At 48.9% G+C, this 23,915-nt stretch carries 28 protein-coding genes; 26 read left to right on the forward strand and 2 right to left on the reverse strand.

What is annotated here, in order from left to right:
- The first annotated feature begins 71 nt into the window (after positions 1-71).
- The 4 genes from GCU39_RS04545 (at position 72) to coaD (ending at position 1,798) form a co-directional block, all read left to right on the forward strand.
- Positions 72-299 carry a hypothetical protein gene (locus GCU39_RS04545; protein ID WP_152392414.1) on the forward strand — a complete coding sequence of 76 codons (228 nt, stop codon included), beginning with the start codon at positions 72-74 and terminating at the stop codon, positions 297-299.
- Positions 300-419: 120 nt separating this feature from the next.
- The gene (locus GCU39_RS04550) at positions 420-674 is read left to right on the forward strand and encodes a single-stranded DNA-binding protein (RefSeq protein ID WP_152392415.1); all 255 of its coding nucleotides are present in this window, start codon (positions 420-422) and stop codon (positions 672-674) included.
- 54 nt (positions 675-728) lie between these two features.
- The gene (gene rsmD, locus GCU39_RS04555) at positions 729-1,295 is read left to right on the forward strand and encodes a 16S rRNA (guanine(966)-N(2))-methyltransferase RsmD (RefSeq protein ID WP_152392416.1); all 567 of its coding nucleotides are present in this window, start codon (positions 729-731) and stop codon (positions 1,293-1,295) included.
- Positions 1,292-1,798, forward strand: a complete 507-nt coding sequence (gene coaD, locus GCU39_RS04560) for a pantetheine-phosphate adenylyltransferase (protein WP_152392417.1) — start codon at positions 1,292-1,294, stop codon at positions 1,796-1,798. The genes rsmD and coaD overlap by 4 nt, the downstream gene beginning before the upstream one ends.
- A gap of 9 nt (positions 1,799-1,807) precedes the next feature.
- Here the strand turns inward: coaD and GCU39_RS04565 are convergent, their stop codons facing one another.
- Positions 1,808-3,109, reverse strand: coding sequence for a nucleoside recognition domain-containing protein (locus GCU39_RS04565; RefSeq protein WP_152392418.1), 1,302 nt, complete (start codon positions 3,107-3,109; stop codon positions 1,808-1,810).
- A 164-nt stretch (positions 3,110-3,273) separates the two neighbouring features.
- Here GCU39_RS04565 and GCU39_RS04570 point away from each other — a divergent pair, with 164 nt between their 5' ends.
- Positions 3,274-4,251, forward strand: coding sequence for a YlbL family protein (locus GCU39_RS04570; protein ID WP_227793600.1), 978 nt, complete (start codon positions 3,274-3,276; stop codon positions 4,249-4,251).
- Between the two features lie 31 nt (positions 4,252-4,282).
- Here GCU39_RS04570 and GCU39_RS04575 read toward each other — a convergent pair whose 3' ends face one another.
- The gene (locus GCU39_RS04575) at positions 4,283-5,578 is read right to left on the reverse strand and encodes a nucleotidyltransferase (protein ID WP_152392420.1); all 1,296 of its coding nucleotides are present in this window, start codon (positions 5,576-5,578) and stop codon (positions 4,283-4,285) included.
- 179 nt (positions 5,579-5,757) lie between these two features.
- Here GCU39_RS04575 and GCU39_RS04580 point away from each other — a divergent pair, with 179 nt between their 5' ends.
- From GCU39_RS04580 to GCU39_RS04680, 21 genes are all read left to right on the forward strand, one after another.
- Positions 5,758-6,270, forward strand: a complete 513-nt coding sequence (locus GCU39_RS04580; protein WP_193726765.1) for a YceD family protein — start codon at positions 5,758-5,760, stop codon at positions 6,268-6,270.
- 65 nt (positions 6,271-6,335) lie between these two features.
- Positions 6,336-6,509 (forward strand): 50S ribosomal protein L32, encoded by a 174-nt coding sequence (rpmF, locus tag GCU39_RS04585; RefSeq protein WP_006211382.1) that lies wholly within the window; start codon positions 6,336-6,338, stop codon positions 6,507-6,509.
- A 182-nt stretch (positions 6,510-6,691) separates the two neighbouring features.
- A complete protein-coding gene (gene fapR, locus GCU39_RS04590) occupies positions 6,692-7,252 on the forward strand; it encodes a transcription factor FapR (RefSeq protein WP_152392422.1) in 561 nt (186 codons plus the stop codon).
- Positions 7,249-8,235 (forward strand): phosphate acyltransferase PlsX, encoded by a 987-nt coding sequence (gene plsX / locus GCU39_RS04595; RefSeq protein ID WP_152392423.1) that lies wholly within the window; start codon positions 7,249-7,251, stop codon positions 8,233-8,235. The genes fapR and plsX overlap by 4 nt, the downstream gene beginning before the upstream one ends.
- 11 nt (positions 8,236-8,246) lie before the next feature.
- Complete coding sequence (locus GCU39_RS04600; protein WP_152397088.1) at positions 8,247-9,233, forward strand: beta-ketoacyl-ACP synthase III; 987 nt, start codon at positions 8,247-8,249, stop codon at positions 9,231-9,233.
- A gap of 47 nt (positions 9,234-9,280) precedes the next feature.
- Positions 9,281-10,210 (forward strand): ACP S-malonyltransferase, encoded by a 930-nt coding sequence (gene fabD, locus GCU39_RS04605; protein ID WP_152392424.1) that lies wholly within the window; start codon positions 9,281-9,283, stop codon positions 10,208-10,210.
- Positions 10,211-10,272: 62 nt separating this feature from the next.
- Positions 10,273-11,022 carry a 3-oxoacyl-[acyl-carrier-protein] reductase gene (gene fabG, locus GCU39_RS04610; RefSeq protein ID WP_152392425.1) on the forward strand — a complete coding sequence of 250 codons (750 nt, stop codon included), beginning with the start codon at positions 10,273-10,275 and terminating at the stop codon, positions 11,020-11,022.
- A 106-nt stretch (positions 11,023-11,128) separates the two neighbouring features.
- On the forward strand, positions 11,129-11,362 hold the full coding sequence (locus GCU39_RS04615) for an acyl carrier protein (protein WP_018757770.1): 234 nt from the start codon (positions 11,129-11,131) through the stop codon (positions 11,360-11,362).
- 133 nt (positions 11,363-11,495) lie between these two features.
- Entirely contained in the window at positions 11,496-12,734 is a 1,239-nt protein-coding gene (gene fabF / locus GCU39_RS04620) for a beta-ketoacyl-ACP synthase II (protein WP_152392426.1), read from the forward strand.
- Between the two features lie 12 nt (positions 12,735-12,746).
- Positions 12,747-13,445, forward strand: a complete 699-nt coding sequence (rnc, locus tag GCU39_RS04625; protein ID WP_152392427.1) for a ribonuclease III — start codon at positions 12,747-12,749, stop codon at positions 13,443-13,445.
- A gap of 133 nt (positions 13,446-13,578) precedes the next feature.
- Positions 13,579-17,148: a chromosome segregation protein SMC gene (gene smc / locus GCU39_RS04630; RefSeq protein WP_152392428.1), complete on the forward strand. Its 3,570-nt coding sequence runs from the start codon at positions 13,579-13,581 to the stop codon at positions 17,146-17,148.
- Between the two features lie 52 nt (positions 17,149-17,200).
- Positions 17,201-18,214: a signal recognition particle-docking protein FtsY gene (gene ftsY / locus GCU39_RS04635; protein WP_152392429.1), complete on the forward strand. Its 1,014-nt coding sequence runs from the start codon at positions 17,201-17,203 to the stop codon at positions 18,212-18,214.
- Between the two features lie 84 nt (positions 18,215-18,298).
- Positions 18,299-18,946, forward strand: a complete 648-nt coding sequence (gene trhA, locus GCU39_RS04640) for a PAQR family membrane homeostasis protein TrhA (RefSeq protein WP_152392430.1) — start codon at positions 18,299-18,301, stop codon at positions 18,944-18,946.
- A gap of 113 nt (positions 18,947-19,059) precedes the next feature.
- Positions 19,060-19,413: a YlxM family DNA-binding protein gene (ylxM, locus tag GCU39_RS04645; protein WP_152392431.1), complete on the forward strand. Its 354-nt coding sequence runs from the start codon at positions 19,060-19,062 to the stop codon at positions 19,411-19,413.
- A gap of 21 nt (positions 19,414-19,434) precedes the next feature.
- On the forward strand, positions 19,435-20,814 hold the full coding sequence (gene ffh, locus GCU39_RS04650) for a signal recognition particle protein (protein ID WP_152392432.1): 1,380 nt from the start codon (positions 19,435-19,437) through the stop codon (positions 20,812-20,814).
- A gap of 43 nt (positions 20,815-20,857) precedes the next feature.
- Complete coding sequence (gene rpsP / locus GCU39_RS04655) at positions 20,858-21,130, forward strand: 30S ribosomal protein S16 (protein WP_018757778.1); 273 nt, start codon at positions 20,858-20,860, stop codon at positions 21,128-21,130.
- A gap of 23 nt (positions 21,131-21,153) precedes the next feature.
- A complete protein-coding gene (locus GCU39_RS04660) occupies positions 21,154-21,384 on the forward strand; it encodes a KH domain-containing protein (RefSeq protein WP_152392433.1) in 231 nt (76 codons plus the stop codon).
- 200 nt (positions 21,385-21,584) lie between these two features.
- Positions 21,585-22,103, forward strand: a complete 519-nt coding sequence (gene rimM, locus GCU39_RS04665; RefSeq protein ID WP_152392434.1) for a ribosome maturation factor RimM — start codon at positions 21,585-21,587, stop codon at positions 22,101-22,103.
- 1 nt (position 22,104) lies between these two features.
- Entirely contained in the window at positions 22,105-22,854 is a 750-nt protein-coding gene (gene trmD, locus GCU39_RS04670; RefSeq protein WP_152392435.1) for a tRNA (guanosine(37)-N1)-methyltransferase TrmD, read from the forward strand.
- A gap of 371 nt (positions 22,855-23,225) precedes the next feature.
- Positions 23,226-23,498 (forward strand): hypothetical protein, encoded by a 273-nt coding sequence (locus GCU39_RS04675; protein WP_227793443.1) that lies wholly within the window; start codon positions 23,226-23,228, stop codon positions 23,496-23,498.
- Positions 23,470-23,886 (forward strand): chemotaxis protein CheW, encoded by a 417-nt coding sequence (locus GCU39_RS04680; RefSeq protein ID WP_193726766.1) that lies wholly within the window; start codon positions 23,470-23,472, stop codon positions 23,884-23,886. The genes GCU39_RS04675 and GCU39_RS04680 overlap by 29 nt, the downstream gene beginning before the upstream one ends.
- Positions 23,887-23,915: the final 29 nt, after the last annotated feature.

A 23,915-nucleotide genomic window follows, 5' to 3' on the forward strand; every position in this document is an offset into this window, starting at 1 on the left:
AACTCGCCGTTACGGCTCCTATCCTATCTTCATATGATGCCACTGTAGGAAATAGGAAGGAGTGGCTAAGGATGGAGGCTTATTACGGTTGTGTTCGTTGTATGAATAGACGCGTGCGTCTGTATACATCGGATGGGAGAAGTCATGAAGGAACGATCGTCAAAGTCGATCGCAACAATGTGTATCTGAAGCAAGAAGGAAAAGGTGCACGGACATCGGGATTTGGATTTGGTTTTGGCTTCAATGATGATATTCTAACGCTAAGCTTATTTACATTACTTGCGATTGCACTGATTTGAGTCGTTGCAAAGCTCTTCTCGATCGAGGGGAGCTTTTATTATTTTGATACAGAAAAAAACCTTCGTGAACATCATGCTCACAAAGGCTTTTTTCTGGAGCCCTCTTTCGAGAGCTCCATCATGGGAGAGGAGAAACCGGACGAAGAGCTTATGGGGAAACGTAAGTCTTCTCCGCGGTTGTCTACGACATTCGATGATGTCGATAACTTAAGGATTGCCCGTCTGAGGAGATTTATACATCCTTTTTTGAAAAAAGAATTTTCGCGGTATGGCGACAAAGAAAACAGGTTTATTTTTCAACATGGCGGAAAATGTGGTACGATGAGAAAAACTTCTACCGAGGTCGATTCAAGTGGAGTGATCGATTGCGATTAGAGGTCGTTTATCGTGTAAAGACAGTAAGGATATGTAGAATGGGTGAGACTTACAGTGAGAGTGATTTCTGGATCGGCAAGAGGCCGTTCATTAAAAGCAGTACCCGGCATGGGGACAAGACCGACGACAGATAAAGTAAAAGAAGCGATATTCAGCATGATCGGCCCCTATTTTGATGGCGGGTATGTGCTCGATTTGTTCGCTGGAACGGGCGGACTTGGCATTGAAGCGCTCAGCCGAGGCGCAGAGCGTGCGATATTCGTGGATATGGATCCGAAGAGCATTGACGTGATTAAGCAGAACTTGAAGACGGCGAAGCTTGAGAACCAAGCGGAAGTCTACCGCAATGATGCGATGCGGGCGATTAAGGCACTGGAGAAACGGGCCAAGGGATTTGATCTGATTTTCCTCGACCCGCCTTACAAAATGACGAATGCCGACGAGATGATGCTCGATTTAGCGCAGCGGGGTCTCGTGCAGGAGGATGCTACCGTCATGGTTGAACATGATGCAGGTCATGTTTATCCCGAACAAGTCGGTGAATTTCGTCAGACACGGGTATCGAATTATGGTGAGACTACAGTGAGCATCTATCGGTATGAGAAGGAGGAACAAGTATGAGTGAACACAACGCACGAGCGCCGAGAGTCGCTGTCTATCCAGGCAGCTTCGATCCCATTACCCAAGGGCATATGGATATTATTGAGCGCGCAGCGAAGCAGTTCGACACGTTAATCGTAGGTGTGCTGAACAATTTAAGTAAAAATCCGTTATTTACGGTACAAGAACGTATGGATATGATTCGTGAAGCGACGCAGCATCTGCCGAATGTCGAAGTAGACAGCTTCCGGGATTTGACGGTGAACTTTGTGAAGTCGCGTCAAGCGGATGTGATTGTACGCGGTATTCGTTCTGTGACGGATTTTGAATATGAGCTTCAGATGGCTTCGACGAATAACAAGCTGGATTCATCAATCGAGACGATCTTCATGATGACTAACCCGAAATATTCGTATCTTAGTTCCAGTATTGTTAAAGAAATTGCTCGCTTCCAAGGTTCGGTAAATGATCTGGTCAGTCCGGAAGTGGAGCAAGCGCTGAAGTTGAAGTATCGTGATATGTAAGTTGTTGTCTCAGGGCAAAGTTCGATGACGGTGACGTAAGAAGGTCATCAGTCCCGAAATCAGCATGATGATAGCGAGAATGCTAATGAATACAATAGGAAGTACATACCAGGCGTTAACATGATTCATAAGCGCGAACCAATCCAGCTGCTGATTCTTGTCTTGAGCACCCCAAGCAGGTAGGAAGCTCGGGGCAATTTGGCCCAAGAGCAGCTGTAACGGATTCCAGCAGGCTAAGGTGATTAGTACAGCTAAGATACAATGCAGCATACGAGAGAGAAGGAAATAGAGATAACTCATGTCTGTGGATTGCGTTTTGCTGCGGATTTGCAAGTGTGCACTGATACCGCTCCAAGCCAGAATTCCGCTTAGAATGGCCATTTGTATCAGGTTAGAAGCTATATCTGCTGTACTGATCCCATAAGTGCCGAGATGCAGTTCCAAGAATCCTTGGACCCAATAAGGCGCGATATGCATTGGGAATAGTAGCTGCACGATTTGTGCGATGATGGAGAAAATCATCATATAGCCGCCGACCATCATCAGGGTCTGCACGGCTGAAGAGACTGCATCGCCTAGCAACCTTCCGAAGGTGCGTCCATCGGCCTGATGCGCTTGTTCCATGGCTTCGAGAATCCGCTGCCAACGCCGCTTAGGTGCGTGGCTATTTGGGGATGCTAAGTTGGAGTTATGCTGCTCCGCGCCATCCTCTTGGGTAGCGAAGAGCGGATCATGACCCTCCGTGGCAGACTCTGATTGTGCAATTGGTTGGCTGCGTCTCGGCGAGATTCCATAAAGGATGAATCCAGTTAAGATCGCGGAGGCCCAGTGAAATATTGCGAGCGCGAGACCCGCGTGCGGCTGTTGAAGAAATCCAACGCCGATGACAACGATGATCAGGATCGGATTGCTGACATGCGATAAGGCAAGAAGCCGATTCGCCTCATGTTTCTGCAGGACTTGCATCTTGCGCAGCGTGGCTGTTGCTTCCGCTCCAGCGGGAAAGCCTGCCGTCCAGCCGAGTGCGAGTGCCCATCCGCCAACGCCAGGTATCCCGAACACTCTTCGCATGACAGGATCAAGCAGCACACCAAGCCCATGAGCGAACCCATAAGCAATCATGATTTCAGATAAGACCAGGAATGGGAGCAGAGCAGGGAAGATCAGCTTCCACCATACAGAAAGACCTTGAAGAGAAGCCTTGAAGGCTTGATCCGGATAAAGTACGATGCAGAATACCAGGAGAATTGCCCCGAAGCTGAACAGCAGCGTCATCCAAGGACTTGTACGAATATTTTGACCATACAACATAAGTTCCACCTCTCCACGCATAAACAAAGAATAGTACATGTCTACGCGAAGAGACGAGCATTTAGACTAGAAGAGCGATGGGAAGGACGAGTGAAATGGATTCAAATCGACGATCAACCAGAAGCAGTAACGTAAAGTTTATTACTTATTTTTTTGCATTGATTGTGGCAGTATATGTGCTGGTCTACATGCCGACGCCTTATGTCATATATGAGCCGGGCAGCGCGGATGAGATTAAGCCGCTGGTGACAGTGAAGAACGGTGATAAGGAAGAAAAAGGGACATTCATGCTCACGACCGTTCTCCGCAAAAAAGCGAATGTCGCCTTAATGCTGGCAAGCGTTTTTGATAAAAATGAGCAGCTTGCGAAAGAAAATTTAGGTGGCAGAACGCAGCAAGAGTATACGACTGAGCAATTGTTCAATATGAGCAATTCGCAGACCAATGCCATGGCAGCTGCATATCTACATGCGAAGATTCCGTTCGATGTCATCATGGATAAATTAGTTATTATCTATAATAATCCTCAGCTAGAGACGAAAAATGATTTTCAGACCGGAGACCAGCTCATAAGTCTCGACGGCGTAAAGTTCAAACAATATGATGAACTCATTAATCTGATTCAATCCAAGAAGGTCGGCGATGTCTTGAAGGGGAAAGTGCTTCGAAATAATAAAGAGACTGATGTGATGGTCGAACTTATCGAATTGAAGGATGTCAAGGGCAATACGCGTCCCGGCATGGGCGTGAACTTCGGCATTGAGCAGAAAGTCGTTCCTCGAGGCAGCGATAAGGAAATTCAATTCAAAGTGGAGAATATCGGGGGTCCGTCCGCAGGTCTTATGTTCACGTTGGAGCTTGTAAACCAATTGACGGCTGGAGATTTGACTAAAGGCTACCGAATAGCAGGGACAGGAACGGTAAGTCCTGACGGCCTCGTAGGTCCGATTGGCGGGATTCCACATAAAATTGTAGCCGCTGATCGCGAACACGCGGATATTTTCTTCGCTCCTGCCCAAAATTATGATGAGGCGAAGAAAAAATACGATACCATCAAAACGAACATGAAGCTCGTGAAAGTAAATACGGTCGATGACGCGCTGGATTATCTGAAGTCGTTGCCGGAAAAAACAACAAAATAAGGCGCTAGTATAAAAAAAGAACCACCCACGCTTATCGAGGAAAGCGGATGGGTGGTTCGTAATAATCACGGAAAAGCATACGTGACGCATTCGTCTGGTCGCGGAAGGCGGACGCATAGATGCTCGTCGCTCGAATGTCCAAGGCGAGGAATGGATGCAAGTTCTTTCCCGTATCCGGTACATTCGTGATGATCGGCAGCTTGGCGTACTTCTTCATTCGCTTGAGTAGGGCTTGTCCTTGCGTAGAGAAGCCGAGGACACGGATATAGGACAACCCGTGGCGGAGTTGTTCCGGCGCAAGCTGCTTCTTCGCATGATTCAGGAGCAGGTGCGTAAGCATTCGCTGCAGCTTCGTCCGCGTATAGCGCTTGGTCTTGAGCTGTTCGAGCAGCGCTTCGACGGTGAGTGAAGGAAGAACGGGCAGCGCCTGCCGAATGCGCTGTTCGAGCCCTTCAGTCACCTCGTGATGTGCGGCGAGAGCTGCAGCGTCCTGCTGCAGCAAAGTGTGGAACAAGGGAGTAGCGAATGCCTCCCATGTGATGGGACCGCGCCCGGCGAGCCATTCGCGCTGCAGGATCTCCAGCGTGGATGGCGGGACATAGGGCGCGAGCGGCGCAAGGTCGCCGCGGCCCTCCGCGATCAGACGGCGCAAGGCCGTCGCGCTCGCGATATGCGCATCTGTGATGCGCGGCTCGTGGTAGCCCGCTGCGCGGCGGGCGACCGTCAAGGGCTCGATCGGGCTCTGCAGGCGCAGCAGAGCCATGAGATAATGCAGCCCGAGCGAATTGTTGGGCTGCTTCAAGATTGCGGCGAGCGCCTCTGCATCGCAGTCCGCTGCGATGGCGCCCGCACCGCCGCCCGCGAGCGCAGCGGCGGCGCTCTTCCCGGCCGCTGCCGCGAACGCGGCCGGGTAGCTCGCGCCTTGGCGCAGCTCGGCGCGCAGCGCGCCTGCGAGCCCCGCGGGCTCGCGATGCAGCAGCTGCGCCAGCTGCATGAGCAGCGGCAGCTCGCCGTGCTCGCTGCCGAAGCATAAGGCATCGCTGACGCCTGTCGCATCGAGCAGGCCGACTGCGCCGTAGGCGAACCATTCGGCGGGCTGCACCGCATACGCCGCCGGCAGCTCGATGACGATATCGACGCCCATGGCGAGCGCCATTTCGGCACGCGCCCATTTGTCGACAATCGCCGGTTCGCCTCGCTGTAAATAATGTCCGCTCATGACGGCGATGACCGCGTCCGCCCCCGCTTTTAATTTGGATTGCTCCAAATGATAGAGATGGCCGTTATGCATTGGATTATATTCTACGATGATGCCGACAGTTTTCACCTGTTTTCATCCTTTCGAATCCATGATATAGTTTCATGAAGAAACCTGATAAAATCGCTGGAAATCCCGCTTTTAACAGGCGATAGATTCCTTTCGAATAAGGTTTATCTCACTATAACATGTTGACAAATCCCTAGTAAAATCGATATAATAATTTTTGTCTGTTTGGAGTGATGTATATGTACTTTAATATTCGTGAGCTCATGTCAAAAGATACGACAATAACCTTTGATCAATCCATCGATATGAACCGCGTCATCGAAGGGCGACCTGATATTACATATATCAGCCCGGTGAAGGTTGAACTTACGGTCCGGCCTGAGATGGGCGGCGTGATTGATGTACGAGGGGAGCTAAGCGCAGAGCTGAAATTGCAATGTTCACGTTGCCTTACTCCGTTCGCGAAGAGCTACGTCATTCCGTTTCATGAGCGGTTCAAGCTAGCGGAATCTCCAGAGGAAGCCGAAGAGGATGAAGATTTCGAATTCGTCTCCGAGGAGAGAGTTGATCTCGCACCGTATATGGAAGAAGAAATGTATATGAATCTTCCGTATGCTCCGTTATGCGATGAAGATTGCCAAGGCTTATGTCCAACTTGTGGGACGAATCGTAATGAGCGTCCTTGCAGTTGTTCAAATGAAAAGATTGATCCGCGGCTCGCTGCGCTCCAAGATTTCTTCAAGAAGGAGTAATTGTAGAGCGCACACTTAGCTACGGAAGACACAGCAGTGTAATTATGGTAAGGAGGTGGGAACACATGGCAGTACCTCAAAGAAGAACGTCCAAAACACGTCGTGACAAACGTCGTACTCACTTTAAATTGGCAGTACCTGGAATGGTAAAATGTGAACAATGTGGAGAGTTGAAACTTGCTCACCGCGTTTGCAAAGTTTGCGGAACTTACAAAGCAAGAGAAATCATCAAGCAATAACATAAGTTTCCGGTCAATAGTGCTTCATCTCAGGATGAAGTGCTATTTTTTTTGCTCAAAAGCTTTCTTTTTGAGCGCTGATTCACTATACTATATCCTAGTACCTGGTTCTAAGAAAAACGGAATCAGTATGAAAGGCGGTAAGACCTATCGAACGATTACCCAAAAGACAGCGGCAACAGATGCTAGTGAAAATCATCGAAGAGAATCCGTTCGTGACGGATCAAGAGCTAACCCGCCAGCTGAAAGTTAGTATACAGACGATTCGCTTGGATCGGATGGAACTCGCCATTCCAGAGCTTCGGGAACGACTCAAGATGATGGCGGAACGTTCCTATGACCAAGTCCGCTCCTTGCCTTTGCATGAGGTGATTGGGGATATCGTGGACTTGCAGCTCGACCGCAGCGGTATCTCGATCTTCGAGATACGCCCAGAGCACGTCTTCTCTCGGACGAAGATTGCCCGGGGACATCATATTTTTGCGCAAGCGAATTCCCTGGCCGTTGCCGTCATTAATGATGAGATCGCGTTGACGGCATCCGCAGATATTCGATTTATCCGTTCGGTGCATCTGGAGGAGAAATGTATTGCGAAGGCGTACGTTCGCTCTATATCCGGTCAGAAGGGCAAAGCAAAGGTTGAAGTGTTCTCTTACGTAGGTGAAGAAATGGTGTTTCAAGGGAACTTTATCATATATCGAACCAAAACTGAGTCGAACATCGAAGGAGGGAACGAGGAATGAAGATCGCCATTGATGCGATGGGTGGGGATCATGCTCCTGCTTCGAATGTGGAGGGTGCTGTTGCGGCAGCGCAAATGTGGAGTGATATTGATGTGATTCTCGTTGGAGATGCAGCGATCATCGAACCGCTCCTCAAGGAAAGACCGAGCAATCTACATATACATCATTGCACGGAAGTGATTGGACCCGAAGATGAACCTGTGAAGGCGGTACGCCGCAAGAAGGATTCATCGATGGTCGTTGCTGGACGCCTGGTGAAGGAAGGACAGGCAGACGCCATGATATCGGCAGGGAATACAGGCGCGCTGATGACGACGGGATTACTCGTTGTCGGACGTATGGATGGCATTGAACGTCCAGCTCTGGCTCCGATGCTGCCTACAATGGATGAAGTCGGCGTATTGGCGCTGGATTTAGGTGCGAACATGGATGCGAAGCCGGAACATTTGGTACAATATGCGGTGATGGCGAGCATTTATCGAACAAAAGTGCATGGGATGGCCAAGCCGCGTGTAGGTCTCTTGAACGTTGGAACAGAAGCGATGAAGGGGAACGAGTTGACGAAGGCGACGTATCCGCTTCTTGAAGAAGCTCCGATCCAATTCGTCGGCAATGTTGAGTCGCGCGATGTTTTAGAGCGCAATTGCGATGTCCTTGTATGCGACGGCTTTGTTGGCAATATTTTGCTCAAGACGATGGAAGGAACGGCAGGATCGCTCATGTCCGTATTGAAGAAAGAGTTCACGAAAAACCTGTGGACGAAGCTTGCGGCAGCGATTATGATGCCTGGACTCAGAGGGCTTAAGAAGACGATGGATTATAAAGAACATGGCGGTGCCCCGCTGCTAGGATTGAACGGATTGGTGATCAAAGCGCATGGATCCTCAGATGCAAATGCGGTGAAGAATGCCGTCCGTCAAGCAAGAATCGCGATCCAGAGTCAATTAATTCAGACGATTTCGATGGAAATCAGCAGGAAGTGAGTGTTGTAGAAATGAATTTACATCCAGTTGGGATTTTGGGAACAGGCAAGTATGTACCGGAACGTATTCTCACGAATGCAGATCTAGAGAAAATGGTAGAGACGAATGACGAATGGATCGTTACCCGCACGGGGATGAAAGAACGCCGTATCGCAGCGGAAGATCAAGCGACTTCGGATCTTGCTTATCATGCTGCCCTGGCAGCGATGGAGAAGGCAGGTGTAACCGCAGACGATATTGATCTCATTATTGTCTCTACGATTACGCCAGATACGATGTTCCCATCAACGGCTTGCATTCTTCAAGACAAACTTGGCGCGAAGAAGGCGGCTGCATTTGATCTGTCGGCGGCTTGCTCCGGTTTTATCTATGGATTGGCAACGGCGAACAATTTTATTGCGACAGGCATGTACAAGAAGGCGCTTGTGATTGGTGCAGAATGTCTGTCCCGGATTACGGATTATACGGATCGTAACACATGCATCCTATTCGGCGACGGCGCGGGCGCAGTCGTGCTTGGGGTTGTTCCTGAAGGTCGCGGCTTCCGATCCTTCGAGCTTGGCGCGGATGGTTCAGGCGGCGAGCTGCTGAAGCTTAGCGGCGGCGGATCACGTCTGCCGGCATCGATCGAATCGATCGAAGGCAAGAGCCACTACATTCACATGGCTGGAAGCGAAGTATTCAAATTCGCGGTCCGTACGATGGGGAATGCAGCGGAAGAAGCGCTTGCGAAAGCGAACCTTACCAAAGAAGATATTGATCTATTGATTCCGCATCAAGCGAATATCCGGATTATTCAAGCATCCGTTAATCGTCTTAACCTGCCGGAAGAGAAATGTATGATCAATCTGCCGAAGTATGCGAATACATCCGCAGCATCGATTCCTCTTGCGCTTGCGGAGGCAGATGAAGAAGGCCGTATTCAAGAAGGCGATTGCCTCGTTCTCGTTGGGTTTGGCGGCGGATTAACTTGGGGTGCATCCGTTATTATTTGGTAATTATAGATACTTTTTTTCTTGATTGATTTGATGGAAGGAGCATTACTTTGTCTAAAATTGCATTTGTATTCCCGGGTCAAGGTGCGCAAGCGGTTGGCATGGGTAAAGACGCATATGACTCGATTGAAGCAGCACGAAACGTGTATGACCGTGCGGACGAAGTCCTTGGCTTTTCTTTGTCGGAGCTTATTTTCGAAGGACCTGATACCGAACTTAAGAAAACCGTGAACACGCAGCCGGCACTGCTAACAACAAGTGTTGCTTATTATGAAGCTTTGAAGTCGAAAGGCATTACGCCTGATTTCGTGGCAGGACACAGTTTGGGAGAGTACAGTGCGCTTGTAGTTGCTGGTGTGTTATCATTTGATGACGCCGTGGCGATTGTTCGCGCACGGGGGCAATACATGGAAGAAGCCGTACCGAATGGTCAAGGGGCCATGGCTGCTGTGCTCGGGCTTGAGCGCGATGCGTTAGCTGCACTCTGTGCATCGGTGTCTGCTGAAGCAGGCGTCGTTGAGCTAGCGAATGTGAACTGCCCGGGGCAAATTGTCGTATCCGGCAGCAAAGAAGGTGTCGATGGTATCGTTGCTCGCGGCAAAGAAGCAGGCGCAAAGCGTGTGCTTCCGCTTGAAGTAAGCGGTCCATTCCACTCGTCGCTCATGAAACCTGCGGCAGCCAAGCTTGGCGCTACGCTTGCAAGCGTAGCGATGAAGGATGCATCGGTTCCTGTCATTGCGAACGTAACAGCGCAGTCTGTAACCGAAGCGGAAGAGATTCGCAAATTGCTCGTAGAACAAGTCTATTCCCCTGTGTTATGGGAAGATAGCGTACGCTATTTGATCGATCAAGGCGTGGATACGTTTATTGAGATTGGTTCAGGTTCGGTTCTCGCCGGCTTAATCAAGAAAATCGATAAGGGCGTCCGCATCGTGTCGGTGAATAATCTTGAAGTACTCGAGGGCGATCTTCTCGCATAATCGCAAGCGGATCGACTAAGGAAAGCAAGAGTTGTGAATGATGTATAGGAGGTGTTCGTACGTTGACGAATGCATTAGATGGAAAAGTAGCCGTAGTCACTGGCGCATCCCGCGGGATTGGCCGCGCGATAGCGATGGAGCTCGCGCAAGCTGGAGCTGACGTCGTCGTGAACTATGCTGGGAGCCAAGGGGCTGCGGAAGAGGTTGTTGCAGCGATCACTGCGCTTGGACGCAAAGCGATTGCCGTCCAAGCCAATGTCGGGAAAAGCGACGAAGCTGAAGCCATGGTCAAACAAGCACTTGAGACGTTCGGCCATGTTGATATCCTGGTGAATAATGCCGGTATTACGCGAGATAATTTAATTATGCGGATGAAAGAAGACGAGTTCGACGCGGTGATTGAGACCAACTTGAAAGGCGTATTCAACTGTGTGAAGGCTGTGACACGTCCGATGATGAAGCAGCGCTCCGGCCGCATTATTAATATTTCTTCCGTCGTAGGTGTACTGGGTAACCCAGGTCAAGCGAACTATGTGGCTGCCAAAGCGGGCGTCATTGGTCTGACCAAGGCTTCTGCGCGTGAGCTTGCTTCACGAGGCATTACGGTCAACTGTGTTGCGCCAGGCTTCATCGAGACAGACATGACAGACAAGCTGTCCGAAGAGCTTCGCACGCAAATGCTGGGGCAGATTCCGCTCACGCGTCTCGGACAACCGGAAGAGATCGCAAGAACGGTTCGTTTCCTAGCATCTGATGATGCCGCTTATATGACAGGCCAGACCCTCCATGTTGACGGCGGCATGTACATGTAGTTAAATGGTACAGCTGGCATTTTGCACCACATGGGAATTTTACTGGTCTATTGTATGGTAATTTAGTTAAGATTCTCGTATAATACCAAATGAGGAGGTGAACCGGATGTCCGAAGTATTGGATCGCGTAAAACGAATCGTTATCGATCGTTTAGGCGTTGACGAGGCAGAAGTGACACTTGAAGCATCTTTTAAAGATGACCTTGGCGCTGATTCTCTCGATGTCGTTGAATTAGTGATGGAATTGGAAGATGAGTTTGATTTGGAAATCTCTGATGAAGATGCAGAGAAAATCACTACTGTTGGTGAAGTTGTGAAGTACATACAATCTCATACCTAAATCGATTGAGTCCCGTTGGTTCAACGGGACTTCTCCACATTATTCATTCAGCACGCATAATAACAGGAATTACAGATTCATTGTCATTACGATACATGCAAATGTTGCAGTCTATATATAGAGGTGATTGTGTTTGAAGCAAAGAGTTGTTATTACAGGAATGGGTGTTGTTACATCCTTAGGTTCGGATTTGAATACATTCTGGAATAACCTGATGGAAGGGAAATCCGGCGTATCCAACATCGAGGCTTTTGATGTAAGTGAATACCCGACACGAATTGCAGCATCCATTAAAGACTTCAATCCGGATGAGTTCATCGATAAGAAAGAAGCTCGCCGCATGGATCGCTTCGTACAATTCGCAGTTGCAGCCAGCTTGAAAGCTGTTGCTGATGCGAAATTAAATATTCAAGAAGATACAGACCCAGAGCGTGTGGGCGTGATGGTCGGCTCCGGTATCGGTGGTCTTGGAACATGGGAAGATGAGCATAACAAACTGCTCGAGAAAGGCCCGAAACGCGTTAGCCCTTTCTTCATTCCAATGATGATCGCGAATATGGGGTCTGGACAAGTCTCCATGATTCTAGGTGCGAAAGGCCCGAATAGTACGACGGTAACGGCTTGTGCGACAGGAACGCATTCCATCGGCGATTCATTCCGTACCATTCAACGTGGTGACGCAGACGTGATGGTCTGCGGTGGGGCTGAAGCGACGATCCGACCGACAGGGATGGCCGGGTTCTGCGCAATGCGTGCGATGTCGACACGTAATGAAGAGCCGGAGAAAGCAAGCCGTCCATTTGATACGGATCGTGACGGATTCGTCATGGGTGAAGGCGCAGGCGTTCTCGTTCTTGAATCCCTTGAGCATGCACAGAAGCGCGGCGCGCATATCTATGCGGAAGTGATCGGTTATGGCATGAGCGGAGACGCGCATCACATGACAGAGCCGGACCCGACGGGTGCTGCTCGTTGCATGACCAAAGCGATCCAAGATGCTGGCATTGCGCCAGAAGCCGTCGATTATATTAATGCACACGGTACATCGACTCCGGTCGGTGATAAATCAGAGACGACAGCGATTAAGATCGCATTAGGCGATCATGCTCATAAAGTTGCCGTGAGTTCAACCAAGTCAATGACAGGTCACTTGCTCGGCGCTGCAGGCGGCGTTGAAGCAGTTATCTGCGGACTATCTTTAGAACATGGCGTTATTGCACCAACCATTAATTTGGACAATCAAGATCCTGAATGTGATCTCGATTATGTACCAAATGTACCGCGTCAAGCGGATCTACATGTGGTGATGTCGAATTCCTTCGGCTTTGGCGGTCATAACGCGACCATTGTGCTGAAGAAATACGAAGCGTAAGGAGCCATCCTCTTGAGTGCGGATTTAAGGCATTTACAACAAAGTTTAAATATTCATTTCAAAAACCGGCAGCTGCTAAAGCAAGCATTCACGCATGCGTCTTACGTGAATGAACACCGCTTCGGTCAGCATCAGGATAACGAGCGTCTGGAGTTTCTGGGAGATGCCGTACTGGAACTAACCGTATCGGAGTTCTTGTTCGAAGCGCATCCCAACAGACCTGAAGGGGAGCTCACGAAGCTGCGTGCAGCGATCGTATGTGAGCCTTCGCTCGTGAAGTTTGCGGAAGCCTTGCAGTTCGGGCAATATGTTCTGCTCGGCAAAGGGGAAGAGCTAACTGGTGGGCGGATGCGTCCAGCGCTGCTCGCGGATGTATTCGAGTCATTTATTGGCGCGTTGTATCTCGATCAGGGTCTGGAAGTCGTACGATCCTTCTTGACGAAGTATGTATTCGCTCAAGTCTCGCATGACGGCAAGATGCAGATTAATGATTTTAAGACGCGTTTGCAGGAGTTCACACAGCAGCACAATATGGGGCTGCTCGAATATCGGATCGTTGAAGAGCGAGGCCCAGCGCACGAACGGGAATTTGTCTCCGAAGTGCATATGGGCGAAGAATGTCTAGGCCGCGGTACGGGGCGTTCGAAGAAAGAGGCTGAGCAGCAAGCTGCGGCTCAGGCACTTGAACGCATTGTTATTCCAAAGCCGTAGGCACCATAGATAGGAGCAAGAGCAAAAGAGCAGCGAGGCGTAAGCCTTTTACGGGTCCACGTTCGCTCCTTTTGCTCTTCTTTGTGAAGAGAGGCAAGTGTACAACCTTTTTAAATGAGGTGAATGATGAACGATGTTCTTGAAACGGATTGAACTGCAAGGGTTTAAATCTTTCGCAGACAAAACTGAACTCGAGTTCGTCCAAGGCATTACAGCGGTCGTCGGACCTAATGGTAGCGGTAAGAGTAACATTTCAGACGGGATCCGGTGGGTGCTGGGGGAACAGAGCGCGAAGAGCCTCCGCGGAGGAAAGATGGAAGACATTATATTCGCGGGAAGTGATGCACGTAAAGCCGTGAACTATGGCGAAGTGTCGCTTACGCTCGATAATACAGATCAGGCGCTGCCACTCGATTTTAATGAAGTGACGGTTACCCGCCGCGTTCATCGCAGCGGTGAGAGCGAATATCTAATCAATAAGCAAGCTTGCCGATTGAAGGATATTACGGAACTGTTCATGGATACAGGGATCGGGAAGGAAGCTTACTCGATCATTGGACAAGGACGTATCGAAGAAATTTTGAGTACGCGTTCCGAGGATCGTCGCGGGATTTTTGAAGAGGCGTCCGGAATTGTAAAATATAAATCGCGTAAACGCGATGCCCAGCGCAAGCTTGATGAGACCGAGCAGAACTTGCTGCGTATTCATGACTTAGTGAGCGAACTCGAGGATCAAATTGAACCCCTGCGGGAGCAATCGACGAAGGCGATTCATTATAAGGAACTTCGCGGTCAATTGAAGTCCAAAGAGATTTCGATGTATGTCTATCAAATTGAGCAAATCCATCAGTCTTGGCAAGAAGCGAACACGAAGATGACGAAGTTAACGCAGGAACAGCTGGAGCTCTCGACGATCGTGAGTCAGCATGATGCAGGCCTAGAGAAGCACCGGATTGAGATGCGTAAGCTAGAAGAAGAGCTCGAAGGCCTTCAACAAGCGCTGCTCCAATATAGTGAAGAGTTCGAGAAATGCGAAGGTTATGGCGAAGTCTTAAAAGAGCGCCACAAGAACTTGAAACACAATGAAGGGCAGCTGAACCAGTCACTGGAAATGCATGAGCGGCGCATGCAGGAGAAGGAAACAGAAGAGAACGCCTGCAAGACGAAGCTTGATGAGATCGAAGCCAAGCAGGGTGAGCTGCGAGCTCGTCTAACAGAGGAAGAATCGCGATTGGTCGGCGTTACGGGCGGGGCTAGCATTGACACCGAAGAGAGCTTAAAAGGCCAACTCCTGGATGTCATGAATCAGATGGCCCAGCTGCGGAACGAAATTCGCTACATTGATCAGCAGAGCGAAACACTCGGTCGTCGGTTGGAGCGCATGGGAGACGAAGAAGCCAAGCTAAAAGAGCAGAAGGCCCAGTTCGACGAATCGATGCGCGTCATTGAGCAGAAGCTTGTGGAGACTGCCGAACTCGTTGAATCGCTGCGGAATCAATTCATCGCGGAGAGTGATCGTCTGCGTGAGGTGCAGCATTTGCTGGATGAGGCGCAGTCGACGGCACGTCGATGGGAGCAGAAGCTCGATTCACTCGTATCGCGACGCGATACGATGAAGGAACTTCAGGACGATTATGATGGCTTCATGATTGGGGTTCGGGAAGTGTTGAAGGCTTCTCGGAATGGTTCGCTGCATGGGGTTCATGGCGCGATTGCCGAGCTCATCACGGTCCCGGAAAAAGTGGAGACTGCCATGGAGACCGCACTCGGGGCATCGATGCAGCATATTGTTATGGAGAACGAAGCCTTAGCGCGGGAAGCGATTAGTTTCCTGAAGCGTCGTCAACTGGGACGCGCGACGTTCCTGCCGCTCGATGTCATTCGTCCTCGTTCATTGTCTGACAGCGATCGTAAGCTGCTGAGCAGTGCCGAAGGTTTCGTTGGCATCGGGGTCGATTTGATACAGTTCGATCGCAAGTACAGCAACATGATCGGGAGTCTCCTGGGGAACGTTGTCATCTCAGAGACGCTGGAACAAGCGAATAAAATTGCAGCGAAGTGTCAATACCGGTTCCGGGTCGTGACACTGGAAGGGGACGTCGTTAATGCTGGCGGTTCCATGACCGGGGGGAGTGTTCATAAGAAGAATACAAGCCTCTTGGGACGTAATCGTCAGATTGAGCAATTAGAAGCAGAGATTAAGGAGACCGAAGCACAGTTAACCAAGCTGCAGGCGGGCGTCAAGGATATGAAGCAAGAGAGCAACACACTGCAGCAGCGTCTGGAGAAGCTTCGTGAACAGCGCGATAGCAAGCGCATGGAAGAGCAGCGTCTCCAAGCCGAGCAGAAGCAGCTTGAGCATGAATCACGTCATGTGAATGAGCAGCTATCCGTGATTACCCAAGAAGGCGACGGTTACACGAAGGAATCGAATGAATTCGTAAGCGGTCGTGAAGCGGCCGTTCGCAAGCTCGAAGCCTATCAAACGGATGAAGCTCGCATTCAACAAGAGATTCAAACAGCGGAATCGATGCGAAAGATGAACGAATCCGCGAAGGAAGAATTACAATCCCAGTTAACGGATTTGAAGGTCCAAGCCGGGAAATGGGATCAAGAGAAGTTCTCCTTGCAAGAGCAGCTAAGACGGGTTCGGGATGAGAAGGCCGCGTATGTCCGAGATTTGGCGAGTGCCAAGGAATCCATCGCTCAGATTCAGAAAGACTATGAGGTCTATGAACGTGAACGCGTGAAGCAAATTGAAGATCTGAACCATTTCAAACTTCAGAAGGAAAAGACGGCTGAGCAAATCGATTTCAAACGTGCCGACCGTGCAGAATGGGTTCGTAAGCTGGAACTCGAGGAGAGCGAGACCAAAGAGCAGCGTACGGCGCTTCGGAACGTCGAAGAGCAATTGCGCCATACCGAGATTCAAGTGAATCGTCTGGATGTGGAGCTGGATAACATTCTTAAGAAGCTAAGTGAAGAATATGAACTTAGCTTTGAGCTTGCCAAGCACCGATACCCAGTCCCAGAGGATGTGCTCGGAACGCAGCAAGAAGTTCGGGATCTGAAACGTCAAATCACTGCCTTGGGTGATGTGAACCTCGGTGCGATCGAAGAGTTCGAGCGTGTGAATGAGCGGTTTACGTTCTTGAATGAGCAGAAGGATGACTTGATCGAAGCGAAGACAACACTCTACGAAGTGATCCGGGAGATGGACGATGAGATGGGTAGACGCTTCCGAGCGACCTTTGATGCGATTCGCAAGGAGTTCGTGATCGTCTTCTCCAAACTATTCGGCGGCGGTCGGGCAGATCTTGTCCTGATTGATCCAGATCGAATCTTGGATACCGGGATCGATATCGTGGCGCAGCCTCCTGGGAAGAAGCTGCAGAACTTGCAGCTGTTGTCAGGTGGTGAGCGGGCATTAACGGCGATGGCTTTATTGTTCGCGATCTTACAGGTCAAGCCGGTGCCATTCTGTGTGCTCGATGAGGTTGAAGCCGCACTGGATGAAGCGAATGTTACGCGTTTTGCGCAATATTTGCGTGAGTTCTCAGAACAGACACAATTTATTGTCGTTACCCATCGAAAAGGCACGATGGAAGAGGCAGACGTATTATATGGTGTTACAATGGAAGAAGGCGGCGTATCGAAGCTTGTATCGGTGAAATTGGAGGATGACGATGCGATCATCGCTTAGTTGAACCGTACCGTCTAAGTAGCAGCTTGTTAAATTCGTATGGAGGGGTACCATGAGCTTTTTTAAAAAATTAAAAGAGAGCATTTCCAAGAAAACTGAAGCGGTCACCAATGTGTTCAAGGACGGTTTAAGCAAGACGCGTACGGCGCTTGTGGAGAAGGTCCAGGATCTCATTACGCGCCGCAAGAAAATCGACGAAGAATTCTATGAAGAACTGGAAGAGATTCTGATCGGTGCGGACGTTGGCGTAAATACGGTCATGAAATTGATCGATGATCTGCGCCGTGAAGTACGTCAACGTAAAATCGAAGATGCTGCGGAACTGCAGCCGGTTCTCTCTGAGAAGCTCGTCGGGCTTCTGCGCGGGGACGAGAATGTTGGCATTCAGATGAATCCAGACGGCATCACGGTCGTATTATTCGTGGGCGTTAACGGCGTAGGGAAGACTACGACGATCGGTAAGCTTGCACATCGCTTCAAGCAGCAAGGGAAGAAGGTTCTCCTCGCTGCAGGGGATACATTCCGTGCGGGTGCAATTGAGCAGCTTGAAGTATGGGGACAACGTGTTGGGGTCGACGTCATTAAGCAGCAATCCGGTGCAGACCCAGCGGCGGTCATGTTCGATGCAGTTCAAGCTGCAAAGCAGCGTAATGTCGACGTTCTACTCTGTGATACCGCAGGTCGCTTGCAGAACAAATCCAATCTCATGGACGAATTAAATAAGATCTACCGCGTTATTCAACGCGAAATTCCTGGCGCACCGCACGAAGTGCTCATGGTACTCGATGCGACGACAGGTCAGAATGCGCTTAGCCAAGCGAAGCTGTTCGGTGAGAAGAGCGGCGTGACGGGGCTTGTCTTGACCAAGCTAGATGGTACAGCCAAAGGCGGTATCGTGATCGCGATTCGTCAAGAACTGAACCTGCCAGTGAAATTCATTGGACTTGGCGAGAAAATGGACGATCTGCAAGAATTCGATTCGGAGCAATTCGTTCATGCGTTGTTCGCGGGGCTGATTAAAGAGGCAGAAGAATCAGAGGACGGCGAGGAAGAGCAGCAAGGTTAATTTCCTCAATGTCAACAATCGCCCACATTGCGTATACTGAGTCATACAATCGAAGAAACATCCATTTTAGAAAGGAAGTGCATTATGGCAGATACTTACACGTATTCCAGAAGGGAAGAAGTAGCGAATGCCATTACGCACGGGATCGGAGCATTTCTAAGTGTTGCGGCTTTAGCGTTACTCATCACGTTCTCCAGCCTGTTCGGCACCGCGTGGCATGTTGTGAGCTTCACGATTTACGGCATCACGATGTTGCTGCTCTATGCTTCGTCAACCCTCGTGCATAGTTTCCCAGAAGGTAAGGTAAAGGATTTATTCGAGATATTCGACCATGCCTCGATTTACTTGTTCATTGCAGGGACCTATACTCCCTTCCTGTTCGTTATCGTGCGAGGGACATTAGGATGGACGTTGTTCGGGATCATTTGGGGCATCGCGATATCGGGTGTCGTGTTCAAAGCCTTTTTCACGAAGAAATTCCTGTTCCTTTCTACTTTATTCTATATTGCGATGGGTTGGTTGATTGTTCTCGCTTGGAATCCCTTGGTTGAGGCACTCCCTACCGGAGGGCTCGTCCTTCTGATCGCAGGCGGTATCCTGTATACGCTGGGGACGATTTTCTATGTGTGGCGAGGGTTCCCATATCATCATGCGATCTGGCATTTGTTCGTACTTGCAGGGTCTGCCGCGCATTTCTTTGCGATTTTGCTCTATGTTTTGCCGATAAAATAAATTTCTGAAGATGTTAAGGCTAAAGCCTTGACATCTTCTTTTATTTTGGGTAAGATAAGTCATGTTGATTTGCTGTAAAGGACTTTTCCTTGACGGAGGGAGTGGCTGAAGGCGTGAAAGAGGAGAATATGCTCGACAAGACGAATCGGGTCAATCTGCTATTTGCCTTTTATGAATCGCTGCTCACCGAGAAACAGCAGACATTTCTGAAATGTTATTTTCACGATGATTTCTCACTCGGAGAGATCGCAGCGGAATTTAATATTAGCCGGCAGGCGGTATATGAACACATTAAACGTGCGGAGCAAGTGCTTGAGAATTACGAAGTGAAGCTTGGACTTGTGCGCAAATACGAAATGCGTCATACTTATATGGAACAATTAAGCGAAGTACTTAAATATATACCACTAGAACATCGAGAACAAGCAAGACTAACACTAGAACATTTACAGAACATGGATGCATGATGAAGAACGGAGGTGACGAGATTGGCATTTGAAGGATTAACAAATCGACTATCCAGCGTATTCAGTAAGCTGCGTGGTAAAGGGAAAGTAACGGAAGATGATGTAAACGAAGCTATGCGTGAGGTTCGACTGGCACTTCTGGAAGCGGACGTGAACTTTAAGGTCGTGAAGGATTTTATCGCGAAAGTGAAGGAACGTGCGCTGGGCCAAGAAGTAGAGAAGAGCTTCACACCAGGCATGGTAATTATCGACATCGTTAATAAAGAGTTAACGGAACTTATGGGCGGAACGAATGCGAAGCTCGCGAAGGCGAACAAACCGCCGACCGTCATTATGATGGCAGGTCTGCAAGGGGCCGGTAAGACAACGACGAGCGGTAAGCTTGCGAAGCTTCTACAGAAGCAGAACCATAAGCCACTACTCGTTGCAGGCGATATTTATCGTCCCGCAGCGATTAAGCAGTTGCAAGTGCTCGGCGAACAGATTAAGGTTCCTGTCTTCTCACTCGGTGATCAGACAAGCCCGGTCGAGATTGCGCGTCAAGCGCTCCAGCATGCGAAGGATAACGGACATGATTATCTGATTATCGATACGGCAGGTCGCTTGCATATCGATGAGCAGCTGATGGAAGAATTGAAGCAGATTCATGCAACGGTGAAGCCGGATGAAGTCTTGCTCGTCGTCGATGCGATGACAGGTCAGGATGCAGTGAACGTCGCTGACAGCTTCAATCAGCAGCTTGAACTCACAGGCGTCGTACTAACAAAGCTTGATGGCGATACACGCGGTGGTGCGGCGATTTCGGTTAAGGCTGTAACAGGCTGCCCGATCAAATTCGCGGCATTAGGCGAGAAGATTGATGCACTTGAGCCATTCCATCCGGAACGTATGGCTTCTCGTATTCTCGGTATGGGAGATATGTTATCCCTCATCGAGAAGGCACAGTCCAACATCGATGCAGAGAAAGCAAAAGAAATGGAACGGAAGATGCGCGATGCATCCTTCACGTTCGATGATTTCTTAGAGCAAATGCAGCAAGTGAAGAAGCTCGGACCACTCGATCAGATCTTAGATATGATCCCGGGCATGGGCAAAGTAAAGCAAATGAAAGACCTCAAAGTAGATGAGAAGCAGATGGGCCGTATCGAAGCGATCGTGCATTCCATGACCGCGAAAGAGCGGAATGAACCGGATCTGATCAATCACAGCCGTCGTAAGCGGATTGCGGCAGGAAGCGGAACGACATTAACCGATGTCAACCGACTCATTAAGCAATTCGATGATATGCGCCGGATGATGAAGCAGTTCTCAGATATGATGGGCGGCAGCGGCAAAGGCGCCAAAATGATGAAGAATTTGAAGAAGCAAGCAAGTAAAGGCGGTATGAGACCATTTCGCTAATGGTTCAGATAGAAATGTTAATTAATTGAGGGAGGTGAATTTCGTGGCAGTTCGTATTCGTCTAAAACGCATGGGTGCTCATAAAGCTCCTTCTTATCGTGTTGTTGTTTCTGACTCTCGTTCTCCTCGTGATGGTCGTTTTATCGAGGAAATCGGTTTCTACAACCCAGTTGCTCAACCAGCAGTTGTGAACATCGATGAGGAAAAAGCACTAAAATGGCTTCAAACGGGCGCTCAAGCTTCCGATACTGTTCGCAACTTGCTTAGCAAAGCGGGCGTAATGACTAAGTTCCATGAGCTTAAGCAATCGAAATAAGCTGTTGATTCGGAGGGAATCGTATGGAAGATTTAGTAAAAGTTATTGCTAAGGCTTTAGTCGACCATCCGGAGGATGTTCACGTCGAAGTTGTGGAGAAAGAGCACGTCATTGTCTATGAATTAACGGTTCATCCTGACGATGTTGGGAAAGTTATTGGTAAACAAGGGCGAATCGCCAAAGCACTTCGTACGGTCGTAACATCTGCAGCAGTGAAAGTCAGTAAACGGGTAACCGTTGATATCGTATCTTAAGCGATCAGAGAAGGGGTTGGGATGAATGTCCCAGCCCCTTTTTCATACCGTGTTTTACGATATCGGGGTCTCCGCAAAGTACCTGGATTGATCTCAAAGCCAATACACTACTTTGTGGGGTTATTTTCATACGGAATGAAGAGGTTGCGCACAATAAGAGCAGCCTTTTACATAGATAAGGATGAGTTTAGGAGGTTCTTATGACGGAACAATTATATACAGTAGGTAAAATTGTTAATACGCACGGGATTCGCGGTGAGCTGAAAATTGTGCCGCAGACCGATTTCCCAGAAGAACGGTTCCAACCGAAGAGCAAGTTGTTCTTCCAGAACCCAGAGACACAGCAGTCCATACCGGTCGTTGTCGAGAGCTCTCGATTGCAAAAGAATATGTACGTATTGAAATTCGTCGGGTACGGCAATATCAACGACGTTGAGAAGTTCAAAGGTTGGCTGCTCAAAATCGCAGATTCCGAGCGTAGAGCGCTCGATGAAGATGAATACTATTACAGCGATATCATTGGATGTCAGGTCATTACGGACGAAGGGGAAGAGCTTGGCGTGATAAGCGAAATTCTGAGTCCTGGCGCAAACGATGTCTGGGTCGTGAAGCGTAAGAAGGGCGCGGACGTGCTCCTGCCGGTGATTGATGATGTCATTCTTGATATCAATGTTCAGGAGAAGGTTATTAAGGTTCACGTGATGGAAGGACTTATATAATATGCGGATGGACGTCCTTACCTTATTCCCGGAGATGTTCGAAGGGGTATTTCATAGCAGTATTCTAGGAAAGGCGCAGGAGAAGGGCATTGTGCAGTTACAAGCACACAATTTCCGAGAACATGCGAACAACAAGCATAATACGGTTGACGATTATCCGTATGGCGGCGGCGGTGGTATGGTACTGAAGCCAGAGCCGATATTTTCGGCGGTGGAGTCCTTAATCGAACCCGATGCCGCGAAGCCGCGAGTCATTCTTATGTGCCCGCAGGGAGAGCGATATACGCAGGCAAAGGCCGAAGAGCTCGCGAAGGAAGAACATCTAATCTTGATCTGCGGGCATTATGAAGGTTATGACGAGCGGATCCGCGAATTCCTGGTGACGGATGAGCTGTCTGTCGGAGATTATGTCTTAACGGGCGGCGAACTGCCCGCGATGACCATTATCGACAGCGTGGCGCGTCTTCTACCGGGCGTACTTGGGAACGAGACTTCGGCGGTTACGGATTCGTTCAGCACGGGACTGCTAGAATACCCGCATTATACACGTCCTGCAGATTTCCGCGGGATGAAAGTCCCGGATATTTTACTGTCCGGCCATCATGCGAACGTGGAAGCATGGCGTAAGCAGCAATCGCTGCGCAGGACGTTAGAACGACGGCCTGATCTGCTTGAGCATATCGAATTGAATAAGAAAGAACAGAAGTGGTTGCAAGAAATCAAGAAGGATATGACACAAGAAAATAATTAATCCTCGATATGAAACTCTAAGATTCTGCCTTTATGGCAAGAAGCTTAGAGTTTTTTTGAGGTTGAAGTATGAATCGATCTCTAAATAAACGTAATGTAGGCGGTATTTTACTGTGCGCAAGGCCTACTCCAGTATCGTCAAGGACTCTTGACTTATGAAAGAAATCCTACTTTATTCCCCCAAAGCCTTCCTCAAATCGATATTCCATAAGTTCTCCATTTGCCATGCACTCTGATTCGTTAGTCCTTTATCACAGTAAATGGATGGTTAGTATTCTATGAAAATATTAAACAGTATTCTAATACTTAACTTATAATCGTTTAATTCGATTCAAGTATGATGGAGGAAATTATTGGGATGGAGTGAGTAGTATGAAAGCGATGGTGTTACAGTTCTATCAAAAGAGCGTACCCGTATTTCGATATCATGCAAACGCAGATATTCAAGCATTGAGACGGAAAGTTAACGAGTTGAAATATGATTTTATGTTCCGTAAACGTTGGCGTCGAATTGTGTCCATAGACCTAGGAAGTGAAGTTGCCATTTTCAAATATAGTGACGGAACAAAGTTATATTTGGAAGTTGTAATTGGAGCCCGAGGTGATGTGAATGGCGATGCAGCAGACATTCAATCAATACGTTGAGATTGGGCTTGGCAATGAACGGTTTGCGCTGCCGATTCAGGAGATCCACGAGATCATTAAGCTGCAGCCCATCATCGAGATACCGAATACCCCAACCTCATTGCTCGGCGTCATTAACCTTCGGGGAAATGTAATTCCAATTGTCAACATTCATAGCTACCTAGGCATGCCCAAAGTACCAGATACGAAAATGAATCGGATTATCATTGTGAACTATGAACAATCTATGGTCGGAATTGTGGTGGATCAAGTCATACAGGTCACTTCTTACTCCCAAATCGAGCCACTTCCCTATGGTGCACAGGTTCACGATGGTCGGCATGCGAATCAAGTAGCGAATGTCGAAGGAGAGCTCATTAACATTATTAGTATGCAACAAATATTGTAATACAAATGTAAAGAAATTATGTTGTCAAG

This window comes from Paenibacillus guangzhouensis, from assembly GCF_009363075.1.
In the GTDB taxonomy this organism is placed as follows: domain Bacteria; phylum Bacillota; class Bacilli; order Paenibacillales; family Paenibacillaceae; genus Paenibacillus_K; species Paenibacillus_K guangzhouensis.